The sequence below is a fragment of the Hallella colorans genome, assembly GCF_003096815.1.
GTDB classification, from domain to species: domain Bacteria; phylum Bacteroidota; class Bacteroidia; order Bacteroidales; family Bacteroidaceae; genus Prevotella; species Prevotella colorans.
On record NZ_QENY01000005.1, the window covers coordinates 82,164 to 95,883 of the forward strand.

The window sequence follows — 13,720 nt, forward strand, 5'->3', positions numbered from 1 at the left end:
AATCATCTTTCAGCAGGCGCTCGCACGCTTGTTTGTATGTTATGAGTCGTACTTTTCACCATAAATTTACGATAGGCGCCAAATGTGGAGTTCTGTTTTTCGTGTTCCTTGCCTTTTATTTGTTTTGGGTCAAGGCTTTCCTCATAGGCTTGTTATTAGTGATCTTGGCGGTGTTTCTCATGGAACGGTCGCTCCACTCAGAATATATTTTCAGTGATGAAGAGTTAACTATTTATCGTGGTAGGTTTGGAGGGTCCAAGATTTTGCCTTTGTCGCAAATTCGTTCGTGTCGTCCACAGGTTGCCAATTTTGGCTTGAGCCGTTTCCTCATCCTTGAATACGGCGACAATCGCTATGCCACAGTCCAACCTGATCAAGAAGCGTCTTTCGTGAAATGTCTGCGCGAGCGCATAGCGGCACTTGCAAAAGCTCATGCTGATGAGCGCAAACCAGAGATGTGCGAAGATTAATATTCAGTTGTGATATGTTTTCCATTCGTAATCTAAAAATATTTTTTTGCGGTTTTTCCCTCCTTCTCTACGCGGTGTCCACACGGGCACAGGTCTATGAGGACGAGTTGTCGGCTGATAGCGACACTATCCAAAGTAGTTTGGTTTGGACCGATACCATTGTCATGCGCAATGACACGCTGCCGTGGCCCAAGAGCGTTCAGTCTAAAATAGACCAATTGTTGCGGCATGATATGTTCCAAACTTCCCAACTTGGACTAATGATTTGGGATTTGGATGCTGATTCGGCCATCTACCGTTTCAATGAGCGGCAGCTCATGCGCCCTGCTTCCACGATGAAAGTTGTCACAGCCATTGCCACCCTTGACAAGTTTGGAGAGAACTATCAGTTTAAGACAGAGTTGTGCTATACGGGCAAGGTGGACAGCTGCACACTCTCTGGCGACGTGTATTGCGTGGGCGGCTTTGACCCCCGTTTTAATTCTGACGACATGCGATCGTTTGTTGAGGCATTGCGAAAAATGGGCGTAGACACCATTCGTGGCAATATCTATTCGGACAAGTCGATGAAAAATTCAGACACCTTGGGCGAGGGGTGGTGCTGGGATGATGACAACCCTGTGCTCTCACCCCTGCTTATCTCGCGAAAAGATGAGTTCATGCAGCGGTTTTATACAGAGCTGCGCAAGGCCGGGATATATCTCACGGGTGCGATTGGTGAGCGTCAAAAACCACAGACCGCCAACTGTATCGTGAGTCGTTTCCACACTATAGATCAGATATTGATGCGTATGTTGAAACAGAGTGACAACCTCTACGCTGAGGCCATGTTTTATCAGTTGGCTGCCGCCACGGGCAATAGGCCCGCCACGGCCCAAGGAGCCAGGGATATGATCAAGCAACTTGTCAATAAGTTAGGTTACGATGGTTCGCGCTATCGCTTTGCTGACGGGTCTGGATTGTCACTTTATAATTATATCAGCGCTGAGCTTGAGGTGCGGCTTTTGCGCCATGCCTATAAAAATGAGAATATCTTCAACCATCTCTTGCCAGCCCTGCCCATCGCTGGCGTGGATGGCACGCTCAAGCGGCGCATGCAGTCACAGTTCACGCGTGGCAACGTTCACGCCAAGACCGGCACACTCACCGGAGTAAGTTCGCTGTGTGGTTATCTCACCGCGGCTAATGGGCACCGCATCTGTTTCGCCATCATCAACCAGGGAGTGATGCACGTCAAGAATGGGCGAGCATTTCAAGACAAGGTCTGCTCCATACTGTGCAGCCCCTAATCAATATTTGCATTATAGGTGGTTTTTATAAATTTCCACCGCAACTATATATCTCTTTCATGTGGGTTACGTCCTGTCATCATTTGGTTTCTGTTTGGTTCAATGCGTAAGTACGCTCGCTCGTGTAGTCCACTGCGTTTCTTCTCTTACTTACACTTTGTCCAAAAAAATAAGCTCAAAAACAGACAAGGCAATTTCATAGAATTCAAATAGCGTATAACAAACCGTTTATGGAACAAATCATCGTACTTGTAGAATATCTCATCAAGCAGTGTGGCCTCACTGGCAACGCTGTAATGTGGGTGCGTCACGGCATCCTAATAACCATTGTCGTAGCTTTGGCGTGGGGCGTTTACCGCCTTTGTCGAGGCATCGTGTTGCCTTTGGTTGCTCGTCTCACACGTCGCACGGCCAACGATTGGGATGACATTCTTTTGGGCAGACCGGTACTTTTGGCTGCCTGCGGCATCGTACCTGCTATCGTTGTGTGGCAACTTTTGCCTGTCGTCTTTTTCCAATTCCCCTTGCTTCAGGAATTGTTCAATAGGCTTACGGCTGTCTATATCACTATTGCCACGGTTCGGTTGTTCGTCGTTTTCATCAACAACCTCAAGCTCATAGAGAGTGGGCATCATGCCAATTTGCACCAATATGTCGCGTCTTTCTGCGGACTATTGCAGGTTGTCGTCATTTTTGTGGCTATCATCATCGTGGTGTCTATCATTATCAACCGCAATCCTGTCACGCTCTTCGCAGGTCTTGGTGCCATGTCGGCCGTGTTGATGTTGGTGTTCAAAGATACCATCGAGGGGTTGGTGGCTGGTATACGTCTCACCTCCGCGGACATGTTGCACGTGGGCGATTGGATAACGGTTCCCTCAACCACTGCCGATGGCACGGTCATCGAGATGAATCTCACCACCGTAAAGGTGCGCAATTTTGACAACACCATCGTCACGGTGTCTCCCATGACACTTGTGTCTGGTTCGTTTCAAAACTGGAAAGGCATGGAGGCCAGTGGCATGCGCCGTGTCAATCGCAAGGTCTTTTTTGACGTGCGCAGCATCAGGTTTGTGGATGAAAAGCGCGAGGAGACCAACATGTCGCGCTATCGCGAGGCTTTGGAAAAATATATTGCTGGGCGGTCGGAAGTAAACTCGAACGCACTCGTGTTGGTGAGCCAAGACGAAGCTACACCGAGTGGCTTGCCATTGAGCTTGCTTTTCTTCATCGACAACAAGGGATCCGTTCACTATCAGCACACTTTAGCCAGTGTCATGGAGTATGCCTATATCTTAGCTGGTGAGTATGGCCTGAGGCTTTACGAGCATTTCCCCGAGCAATAGCCGCTCCTTATCATCAAGAGACGCCGCACGATGTGCGGCGTTTTTTTATGTTTTGCGTCCCCGATCCTTGCCAATGCCAATGTCCCCGCGCCTGTTATCCATGATTATTGATGAACGGCCAAATTTTCAAGTAGCCTCTGCCTTCGCATGCGAATGGCGTATGCGATGGATGCCGTTATAGATATGATCACCACATAGACAAGCCACAGTTGTGCCGTACCCATCCGGATATGCTCTATACTCGCTCCCGGCCACTGGGCCATGTGTCCCAATATGCCATTGAGCGTGGCGGCCACGTGCGCCAGCGCCGTACCCAAGAAGTGTTGGATGATGGGAGCGGGCGTGGCCATCGCCATCAGTATGCCCATATATAGAATGATAGTGACGGCTGGGATGGCAATGATATTGGTGAGCAAGAAATAGCATGAGAACCGCCCAAAATAATAGGCTACCAAAGGTGCGGTGCCAATCTGGGCGGCTACGGACAATGCGCACAGACTCCACACCCACCGGGCCATTTTCCATCGTGGCTTGATCAAGCTGAGTATGGGTTGGTAATATACTATGATGGACAGCACTGCCATGAACGACATTTGAAATCCCACGTCCCAAAGAGCCAGTGGGTTGGCCACAAGCAGCGTCAATGCGGCGAAGGCCAACGTGTTGACGGATGCCCTTTGTCGACCCAACAACAGGCAAACGGCATACACCGTGAGCATGGTGGCCGACCGCATGGCGCTGATGGGCATGCCCACCATCACAACAAAGGCCCACACCGTGGCGAGTGTCAATCCCTGTGCCACCCATCGCCACCGCCAAAAGCGTCCTATCAGCAATGTGAACAGCGCATAGATGATGCCGAGATGAAGGCCCGAGAGGGCCAACACGTGCGAGGCTCCCGTGACCGAATAGTTATTTTTGAGCGCGTTTCCAATGTGGCTCTTGTCTCCCAAGGTCATTGCCGCTACCACGGCAAGCTGTTCGTGATCAATACCAAGCTGTTGCAAACACTCAAGCAATGCCTGCCTGAATTTCCGCGCGCGCAATGTGACGCGTTCCCATCGAGATAGCGTGGTGGTGGAGACAGCCGCTTTGCGCCAATATAGCCAGTGCACGAATGTTTGCGCTCGGTAACCATGCGCTCGTAGCCATCGAGGGTAATCAAAGTTTGTGGGCTTAAAAAATCCCTTGGGCGCCTCCAGTGTGGACATAGCCTCGATGCCATCGCCCACATGCAGATGCTGCCAGCGGCGGGTGGCGGCGTCTTTTAGCAAGGTGGCTCTCACCTTGATGGCACGACGTTGTGACAGCCCGTTTATCTTCAAGATGGCTATGTCGCAGCGTATGGTCTTACCCTTTTCTTGTGGCTCTGAGGTCACGATGGCCGAGTAGCTCACCTCGCATGCGGTCTCTATCGGAGTGGTGACGAACTTTTGTCGCATGGAGAGTGCCGCTCCTACCAATAGCGAGCATGCCATGATGCACGCCCCCTGCCAACCGTTGTGCTTGTGTCCTAACGCCGATGCCACCGCTATCAGCACGCCGCCACCCATTAAGAGCGCCCACCATGCCAAGTGTTGCCCCCATGCGTCGCCCACGACGATGCCCGCTATGAACATCAGCGCGATGCGTGTGAGAGAATGTAGGTTCATGCTTTCTGCAGCTTCCATGTTGCAAAAATAGTGTTTTTTGCGATAGGTGGCAACACTCTCCGTTGTTTTTTAGGCGTGGGTGTCAGCCGTTTCGACACTCGATGGCTGGTGTGTCGGCGCCATACCGTGGCATGTCGCTCACTTGCTCAATGGCTTGAAGATACCGTGGGTTAGCGTGGTGGGCGGATATTTGGAGCAAAATGATATGGCAAGGCGATATATGTTGACATGGCATGAATAGTTTGAAAATAGTTGACAAAAGGTCTCTTGTGGCTCGCGTATTTGCAAAAGGGAAGCCGTTCGACCACAAATACGCAATTCTGAGGACTGTTTTGTAAATACTTGTGCTTCAGTAGGCTATAAAATTTCTGACGCTTTTTACCCCCAAATGTTAGACAGTGGCTTCGTGTTTAGTACCTAATCGTGATGCGATGAGGCATTATTCACACTGCCATTAACGTCTTTTCGGATGGCGATTAGGCCTTTGTCATGCTGCCAATAAGTACCAATGGGATGACAGGCGCGCCATGAATCCTACCCGGCCGTATGTCAATGGGCTGTTGATACGTTTTTTGGCACGCTATAAGGTGGCAAGATGAGTATCCTTTTTTTGTGATGTTTATTTGACATTTCAGATACGATCCTCTTGCCATGGCGTGGAGGTAGGGACTTGTTAGAGCGGAGACGAGAAAACTTTGAAAAAATGATGGTGGTTCGTAAAAAATGGCGTAACTTTGGATAACGCTACTACTTTGTGCCATGCGATGCGTTTGACACTTTGTCAAATGATGACGTAGTGGTGCTGTCGTCCACGGTGGCGAGAGATAGCCGTGGTGGCGCGACGCTTGGATGCGTACGATATGATAGTGTGAATATAACCATACATGAACGATGGAACAAAACAATGAACTGGCAACGGCATGGGAATTTGTGGAACATACGGGTATCAGCATTTTTCTCACGGGCAAGGCTGGCACGGGCAAGACCACCTTTCTGAAGGCGGTGAGAGAGCACTCGGCCAAACGTATGATAGTGGTGGCGCCCACGGGCGTAGCTGCCATCAACGCTGGCGGTATGACCATCCATTCGTTTTTCCAGCTGCCCTTGTCGCCCTACGTTCCCGGTACCTCCATCAAGGACCGCTATGATTTCGGCAAAGAGAAACGTAGAATAATCCGCACGTTGGACATGGTGGTGATAGATGAGATATCAATGGTGAGAAGTGACCTGCTCGATGCTATTGACACTGTGCTGCGACGTTACCGCGATCATTCGAGGCCTTTTGGTGGGGTGCAATTGTTGATGATAGGCGATTTGCAACAGCTCACCCCTGTGGTGACACCACAAGACGAAGAAATACTGCGTGGACACTATGACACGCCCTATTTTTTCGGAAGTAAGGCATTGTCTCAAATCAGCTACGTGACTATACAGTTGACACAAGTTTTCAGGCAGCGAGACAAGGCCTTTGTTGACCTTTTGAACCATGTGCGCGATGGTAAGCTCACCGCCAGCGACATGGAAATGCTCAGGTCTCGCTATCAACCCACCTTTGCGCCCATGGCCGAGGATGGGTACATACGCCTGACCACGCACAATCGCATGGCTGATAGCTACAATGAGAACAAGTTGGCCAAACTCAAAGGCGAGAGCCATGTGTATACGGCGAAGATAGAGGGCAACTTCCCGGAGTACAGCTATCCTGCCGATGTGAGGTTGGAACTCAAACCGGGGGCGCAGGTTATGTTTGTCAAGAACGACGCGTCGGGCGCTCGCCGCTATTACAACGGCCGCATAGGGCATGTGGTGGGCATGGACGGTGGAAAAATAGTTGTGCGATGTACCGGCGACCCAAATCCCATCGAGGTGGAACCGCAGGAGTGGGAAAACGCGAAATACGTGATCAATGAGAAAACCAAGGTGATAGAGACTCAGGTGCAGGGGGTGTTCAGGCAATATCCATTGCGGTTGGCATGGGCCATCACCATACACAAAAGCCAAGGGTTGACGTTTGAGCGTGCCATCATCGATGCGGGAAGATCGTTCGCGTCAGGGCAGGTGTATGTGGCGCTGAGTCGCTGCAAGAGCCTTGAGGGTTTGGTGCTGGCGTCGCCCATTCACGAGAGCTGTATTATCAATGACCATAGGGTATCTGACTATATAGTGCACCAGCGAGAGGCTGCCGAGCGGAGCGTTGAGTCACTGTCTGACCTGAAAGATGAGTATTTCAGGTTTCAACTGTTGGATCTTTTTGATTTTGGAGAACTGTATCAGGCGGAGCAGTTGGTGTACCGCACATTGCTGGAGTATTTTAAAGGTTGCCAGTCTCTGACCACGCTGCATGGCGATGTGGTGCGAAACATCAAGACGAGCGTGATGGATGTGGCCTACAAGTGGCAGAGCAAGATGCGCGCCATGAAGGTTGATGAGTTGCGTGAAAACGATTTTTTGGAGCGGGTGAAGCGTGGGGCCGGTTATTTTCTTGATGCCATCGAGGCGCAGTTGAGCGATACTATTGAGAAAACCAAGCGGGCTGAGAGCCAAAACGCCAAGGGTAACGCATTGATGGAAGAGCGATTCAAGGAGCTGTGGATGAGCTATTTGGCCAAGAACAAAGTGCTGCGAAAGATGGAAGAGGAGACCTTTGACGTGCCTCGCTATATGATGGCCAAGCAAGAGGCCATGCTCGACGCCATGGACGTGGTAAGTCCTGGCGCCCGCTCGTCGCGCCCTCGCCGCCGGCGCAAAAATTCCGGCACGCCATTTGGGACTACTGACGATAATGGCCAGAACGGGGAAGCGGAGCGTAAAAGCAAGCGCAAGAAAGGTGAAACATACAGGTTGACTTATGAGATGTTTAAGCAGGGGCAAACGCCAGCGGACATTGCCAAGGAGCGTGGGTTGACCCTTGGCACCGTCTATGGGCATTTGGGACGATTTGTCAAGTCGGGGGATATATCCGCTGACAAGGTGATAGGGGCCTCAAAAGTGAAGGCTATCAGGCACGCCATCAGCCAGTTGCCTGAGGGAGCGACGATAAGAGACGTAAAAGATGCTTGCAGAGCGGACATCACGTGGGATGAGATCAGGTTGATGATGATAGGTTAGGCTAAAGGTATGCCACTATACACGCAAGGCCCGCGCCATAAACGGCGCGGGCCTTGCGTGTGGAGGAACATGTGCGTCTTGGCGTGACGAAAACGCCATCGGGCGGCACGCTTTAGGTGCAAAGGCCCTCTTTATGGGTTCGCGGCGGCTGGCTTCCACTCTTCCAGCAGTGTGACAAGGGTGTCGCCCTTGTCGGTTATGTAGAATTTTGCACGAACCACGTGCCCAAAGTCGGCGTTGCCTGTCACCTTGACGTGTTTGCCTTTGGTGTATATGGCGCTGTCTTGCCGATGCGGATAGCCCACGAGCTGCACGCGGCGGCGTGTGGAAGCGTTGCCGATATAGAAAATGTCAGAGCTGTCCACGGTTGTTGTATCAGTTGCTTTGGCGCGCATGGCTACAAGCGTGGCCGTGTCTGCTGGCTCGAAATATTTGGCCTCAACGGTATCGCCAAGGTTATGTGACGGTTGCATTCGGCAGGAAGTGGATGCCATGAACGATACTGTCAAACCGAAAAAAACAACAATAACTTTTCTCATGGATTGATGTTGTATGAAGGCTGGGTGCTGAAAAGTTTACTCAGGATAGGAGAAATAGTCGAGCGCTGTGGCCAGTCCGCCCTCTGATGTCTCTTTATAAAGTGACGGAATAGCGTGCCCAGTTTGTTTCATCACCTCCACCACGCGGTCAAAGTCCACACGATGTTTGCCGTCGCTGAACGACGCATAGAGGTTGCAATCAAGGGCGCGGGTGGCTGCGAAAGCGTTGCGCTCAATGCAAGGAATTTGCACGAGTCCGCATATAGGGTCGCATGTCATGCCCAAATGGTGTTCGAGCCCCATCTCTGCAGCGTATTCTATTTGTGCCGGACTGCCGCCAAATAGCTGGCAGGCGGCTGCCGAGGCCATGGCACAAGCCGTTCCCACTTCACCCTGACAACCCACGTCGGCACCCGATATGGAGGCGTTCTCTTTGACGATGTTGCCAATAAGACCAGCCGTGGCTAAGGCATGGATAATCTTGCGGTCATTGAAATTGTGCCCACTGGCAAGGTGATAGAGTACGGCGGGCAAGACACCGCAACTGCCACAGGTGGGCGCCGTGACAACAGTGCCTCCCGATGCGTTTTCCTCGCTTACGGCAAGGGCGTAGGCATAGACCAGTCCGCGAGTCTGTAAGCTCTGCTTATATCCTGTGGCTTTGATGTAATAGGACGATGCCTTGCGCTGTAAGTTGAGAGGTCCGGGTAGAACTCCGTCTTTGTTGATACCACGCTCAACGGCCTCTTTCATGGTTTCCCACACTTCCAATAGATAGTTCCAAATGGACGGTTCCTCGTATGCCTCTACGTATTCCCATAGGGTACGACCATTCTTGTCGCACCAATCCAAGATATCCAAGAGGTGTGTGAGCTTGTAGATATCCTTGCTTTCGGGAAACAATCCTGTGGGATGAGGGCCTTCAGAGATAGCGCCGCCGCCCACGCTGTATGCCTTCCATGGCTCTCCCTTTTCGGTTTCGAAGAGCATGGCGTTAGGATGGAACTTCATAAACACGCTCTTTTCCCATACGATCTCCACTGGCGCCGTGGGACTGAGCACCTCAGTGATGGCCACGTCGGTCATATGCCCGCGCCCCGTGGCGGCCAAACTGCCATACAACGTGACGCGAAAACGTTTGGCGTTGGGATGTTTGGATAAATAAACTTGGGCGGCTTTTTGTGGTCCCATGGTGTGACTCGACGAAGGACCTTTACCTATGCGGTAAATCTCACGCAGTGATTTCATAATTGTTTTTTGCTATAATCCTTATAAATTGGGGTGTTAGTGATGTGTGAAAGGGATGTTTGTTTTGTATAAAATAGACGTTCACGGTTTACAAGAATACTTTTTACATGGTAAAAAACTATCTTTACGTTATGTGAAATGAACGTTTATAGTTTTGGGAATAGTGTTTTTATGTTGTTTCAATATTAAAAAGCCCCACCCACATATTTAGTGGGTGAGACTTGTTTTGTTTGTTCATGCCGCGGTCATGCCTCTGTTACGGATACAAACTTGCAATCATCAAGGTCGGTGATGTCAAAAGATTCGATGAATGCAGTGTGTCCGACAACATGTTCTTCTGTCAGTCGAGTGTAAAGCCTTGCGCTCTTGGCAAAAAGCTCTGGAGCTTTTGAGGCGTCATTGATAAGCAGCAGTGACATGATGATTTCGCCCGTCATGTCATACAAGCGGCGTCCCAAATAGTCGTGTTGCTCTTGGTTTGTGCCTGCCTTTACTTTCTCGATGGCCCGTCTGTACAGCTCCACGCAATGGGCAATGCGCTCTCGGTAGGGCTTCAGCTCATCGGAAATTTCACCCTGTAGCAACTCTTGGATGATGTCAAGGTAGGTGCCGTTGGTGATGAAACGGATGGCAGCCACCACTTGCAACTGTGTGGTGCCCTCGTAAATTGAGAATATTCGAGCGTCGCGGTATAAACGTTGGCATTTGTATTCCATGATGAAACCAGAGCCACCATGTACCGAAATGCAATCGTAAGCGTTTTGATTGGCGTATTCAGAGGCCATTCCCTTGCTCAAAGGGGTAAGCGCGTCGGCGAGACGATGGTATGTTTTCATCTCGTTTCGCTCCTCGGGGCTCAGCTTTCGCTCTTTTGAGATATCCTCAAGCGTTTTGTAAATGTCAACGTAGCGCGATGTTTGGTACAATATCGCACGTCCGGCGTCGAGCTTGGCTTTCATTCGAGACAGCATGTCGTACACCGCGGGGAAGGTGATAATGTTCTTGCCGAATTGTGCGCGAGCCTTTGCGTAGCTCACAGCTTCGTTGTAAGCCTCTTGTGACAGCCCCACTGATTGGGCGGCAATGCCAAGGCGAGCGCCGTTCATCAGGCTCATCACGTATTTGATTAGACCCATGCGGCGGTCTCCACAAAGCTCCGCTTTAGCATTCTTGAAGACCAATTCGCAGGTTGGGCTGCCATGAATGCCGAGTTTGTTCTCTATGTGGCGCACGGTCACTCCGCCGTCGTGCTTGTCGTAAATGAACATGGACAGGCCTCGACCATCTTTCGTTCCTGCTTCCGATCGGGCCAAAACCAAGTGTATGTCAGAGTCACCATTGGTGATAAAACGCTTTACTCCATTCAGCCTCCATGTGCCGTCCTTGTCTTGAGTGGCCTTGAGCATCACGCTTTGCAGGTCCGATCCTGCGTCTGGCTCTGTCAAATCCATGGACATTGTCTCGCCAGCGGAGACACGAGGAATATATTTTTCTTTTTGTTCCTCAGAGCCAAACTCGTACAATGTGTCTATGCAGCTTTGCAAACTCCAAATGTTTTGGAAGCCGGAGTCGGCCATGCCCATCATCTCTGAAAGCATTGAGAAAATGGTGATGGGAATGTTCAAGCCGTCATATTGACGTGGCATGGACACTCCCCAAAGGCCAGCTTGTCGTGTGGCTTGTAAGTTCTCTTTGGTCTTCGAGGCGTAAAGCATACGGCCATTCTCGAGGTGAGGTCCCTCCTGATCCACGCTCTCAGAGTTGGGACCGATAATGTTGGCCGTGATATCACCCGTTATTTCGAGTAGTTGCTTGTAATTCTCTATGGCATCATCATAGTTTACGGGAGCCTCGTCGAACTTGTCCCGGTCAGCGTAATTGCGTTCCTTTAGTTCCACGATCCTCTTCATCAATGGATGGTTGAGATGAAATCCTATCTCGGGATGGTCTGTATAATAATTGGACATGGTGCTGATTTTATTCTGTTTCGTCATTGAAGTCCGTGCCAAGAAGCGCGGAAGGCGTGTTATTTGCTGTTTTGTTTGTAGTATTTTATCATCTTGGGGATGACCTCCTCGGCGTTACCGTTGATAACATAGTCGGCTATGGCGTTGATGGGAGCGTCCGGATCGTTGTTCACGGCAATAATGATGCCAGCGTCTTGCATGCCGGCTATGTGCTGGATTTGTCCCGAGATGCCAAACGCGAAATACACTTTCGGATGCACTGTCACGCCAGTTTGTCCTACCTGACGGCTGTTATCCAGCCATCCTGCGTCCACGGCAGCGCGACTGGCGCCCACCTCGGCGTGCAGCACATCGGCCAAATCGTATAGCTTTGCAAAAGCTTCTTTCGATCCCATGCCATAGCCACCAGCCACCACGATGGGCGAAGCCTTGAGGTTATTCTGTGCCGCTTGCACATGGCGGTCAATCACTTTCACCACGTAATCGGTCTCTGGTACGTAGTCGGCAACGTTGGGATAAACCACCTCGCCTTTGTAATCGTTATCCACAATCTCTCGCTTCATCACGCCTGATCGCACGGTTGCCATTTGCGGTCTGTGGTCAGGGTTCACAATGGTGGCCACTATGTTGCCGCCAAAAGCGGGCCTGATTTGGTAGAGCAAGTTCTTGTAGAGCTTGCCCGATTTCTTATCCTCATAGTCGCCGATTTCCAATTGCGTGCAATCGGCCGTCAATCCGGAGGTTAACGAGGAAGAGACGCGTGGGCCAAGGTCACGTCCTATGACGGTGGCGCCCATCAAACAGATCTGCGGTTTCTCCTCTTTAAATAGGTTTACAAGTATGTCTGTATGAGGTGCGGATGTGTATGGAAAAAGTCCCTCGCCGTCGAAGACAAAGAGTTTGTCCACTCCGTAGGGCAGAATTTGGCTCTCCACTTTCCCCTTAACGCCTGCGCCAGCCACTACGGCATGTAGTTTTACGCCTAACTCATCGGCCAATTTGCGACCTTTGCTCAGTAGTTCTTGAGACACTTCCTGCACGGTTGTCCCTTCTATTTCGCAATATACAAAAACGTTATTCATATTTGTTGGATGGCCCGAAGGCACGGTCTATGTTGTCAAATAATTTTTTCGCTGATAAGTTCTTTCATCAATCCCTCGATGTCTGCGTCGCTATCAGTCATTTTTTTGCTTTCCTTGGCTTGGAACACAATGTTCTGAACGGCCTTCACCTTAGTGGGCGAGCCCGACAATCCGCACTGCTCCTCGTCGGCATTAACGTCTGCCACGCTCCATTGGTTGAGCGTAAGGTAAGGTCTCGACTCGTAGAGGGCCGCCCATGGCTCGTCTCCTTTGCGCTCCATGGGGCAGGTGGCGTATTTGTATTTCATTACCAACTTCACGTTGCATGGGCGCGCCGGAGCGGCCGTTCCGTTCACGGTGATCAGCACCGGGAGTGGAGCCACAACGGTTTCCACGCCGCCATCGATGTATCGGCGAATGGTGGCATGCCCATTTTCTATCTTCAAAATCTCCTCGGCATAGGTCACTTGGTTCAGCCCTAATTTTTGAGCCACCTGTGGTCCCACCTGTGCGGTGTCGCCATCAATGGCTTGGCGGCCACCGATGATGATGTCCACCGGCCCTATCTTGCGTATAGCCATAGACAAGGCGTACGACGTAGCCAACGTGTCCGCGCCCGCAAACTTGCGGTCTGTGAGCAGCCAGCCAGTGTCCGCGCCACGGTATAGCCCTTGACGAATAATCTCACCGGCTCTTGGAGGCCCCATCGTGAGCACGCCAACGGTAGATCCCGGGTGGCTTTCTTTTAGGCGAAGAGCCTGCTCCAAAGCGTTCAAATCTTCTGGATTGAAGATGGCGGGCAGAGCGGCTCGGTTCACCGTGCCTTGTGCGGTCATCGCGTCTTTGCCCACATTTCTTGTGTCAGGCACTTGCTTGGCAAGCACAACTATTTTGAGTTTCATGTTTTTTATGCTATATATAATATATGTGTACTACCCAGCAAAATTACTATTTTTTTGTGTCTTGACCAAACAAAACGCACAAAAACAGTGTCTATGTGCATCCTGATGCGTTTCTTG

At 50.9% G+C, this 13,720-nt stretch carries 11 protein-coding genes; 4 read left to right on the forward strand and 7 right to left on the reverse strand.

All coding sequences use genetic code 11. From position 1 onward, the window contains the following. The first annotated feature begins 41 nt into the window (after nucleotides 1–41). The 3 genes from C7379_RS03770 to C7379_RS03780 all read left to right on the forward strand — a co-directional run bounded on the left by C7379_RS03770 (nucleotide 42) and on the right by C7379_RS03780 (nucleotide 3,105). Nucleotides 42–470 (forward strand): PH domain-containing protein, encoded by a 429-nt coding sequence (locus tag C7379_RS03770; RefSeq protein ID WP_116616099.1) that lies wholly within the window; start codon nucleotides 42–44, stop codon nucleotides 468–470. A gap of 14 nt (nucleotides 471–484) precedes the next feature. Continuing rightward, entirely contained in the window at nucleotides 485–1,759 is a 1,275-nt protein-coding gene (dacB, locus tag C7379_RS03775) for a D-alanyl-D-alanine carboxypeptidase/D-alanyl-D-alanine endopeptidase (protein ID WP_116616100.1), read from the forward strand. Nucleotides 1,760–1,989: 230 nt separating this feature from the next. Then, nucleotides 1,990–3,105: a mechanosensitive ion channel family protein gene (locus tag C7379_RS03780; RefSeq protein WP_116616101.1), complete on the forward strand. Its 1,116-nt coding sequence runs from the start codon at nucleotides 1,990–1,992 to the stop codon at nucleotides 3,103–3,105. A gap of 104 nt (nucleotides 3,106–3,209) precedes the next feature. Here the strand turns inward: C7379_RS03780 and C7379_RS03785 are convergent, their stop codons facing one another. Together C7379_RS03785 and C7379_RS12825 are read right to left on the reverse strand one after the other, a co-directional pair. Further along, nucleotides 3,210–4,775 carry a ComEC/Rec2 family competence protein gene (locus tag C7379_RS03785; RefSeq protein ID WP_116616102.1) on the reverse strand — a complete coding sequence of 522 codons (1,566 nt, stop codon included), beginning with the start codon at nucleotides 4,773–4,775 and terminating at the stop codon, nucleotides 3,210–3,212. Between the two features lie 64 nt (nucleotides 4,776–4,839). Further along, complete coding sequence (locus C7379_RS12825; RefSeq protein ID WP_207773387.1) at nucleotides 4,840–4,992, reverse strand: hypothetical protein; 153 nt, start codon at nucleotides 4,990–4,992, stop codon at nucleotides 4,840–4,842. A gap of 656 nt (nucleotides 4,993–5,648) precedes the next feature. On the opposite strand from C7379_RS12825, the gene C7379_RS03790 reads away from it, so the two are divergent. Further along, the gene (locus C7379_RS03790; RefSeq protein WP_116616103.1) at nucleotides 5,649–7,865 is read left to right on the forward strand and encodes a helix-turn-helix domain-containing protein; all 2,217 of its coding nucleotides are present in this window, start codon (nucleotides 5,649–5,651) and stop codon (nucleotides 7,863–7,865) included. 131 nt (nucleotides 7,866–7,996) lie between these two features. Here the strand turns inward: C7379_RS03790 and C7379_RS03795 are convergent, their stop codons facing one another. The 5 genes from C7379_RS03795 to C7379_RS03815 all read right to left on the reverse strand — a co-directional run bounded on the left by C7379_RS03795 (nucleotide 7,997) and on the right by C7379_RS03815 (nucleotide 13,603). Then, on the reverse strand, nucleotides 7,997–8,404 hold the full coding sequence (locus C7379_RS03795) for a hypothetical protein (RefSeq protein ID WP_116616104.1): 408 nt from the start codon (nucleotides 8,402–8,404) through the stop codon (nucleotides 7,997–7,999). Between the two features lie 36 nt (nucleotides 8,405–8,440). Beyond that, nucleotides 8,441–9,652: an L-serine ammonia-lyase, iron-sulfur-dependent, subunit alpha gene (locus C7379_RS03800; RefSeq protein WP_116616105.1), complete on the reverse strand. Its 1,212-nt coding sequence runs from the start codon at nucleotides 9,650–9,652 to the stop codon at nucleotides 8,441–8,443. 245 nt (nucleotides 9,653–9,897) lie between these two features. Next, a complete protein-coding gene (locus C7379_RS03805) occupies nucleotides 9,898–11,619 on the reverse strand; it encodes an acyl-CoA dehydrogenase family protein (protein WP_116616132.1) in 1,722 nt (573 codons plus the stop codon). A 59-nt stretch (nucleotides 11,620–11,678) separates the two neighbouring features. Then, a complete protein-coding gene (locus C7379_RS03810; protein WP_116616106.1) occupies nucleotides 11,679–12,701 on the reverse strand; it encodes an electron transfer flavoprotein subunit alpha/FixB family protein in 1,023 nt (340 codons plus the stop codon). A 35-nt stretch (nucleotides 12,702–12,736) separates the two neighbouring features. Further along, nucleotides 12,737–13,603, reverse strand: a complete 867-nt coding sequence (locus C7379_RS03815; RefSeq protein WP_116616107.1) for an electron transfer flavoprotein subunit beta/FixA family protein — start codon at nucleotides 13,601–13,603, stop codon at nucleotides 12,737–12,739. Nucleotides 13,604–13,720: the final 117 nt, after the last annotated feature.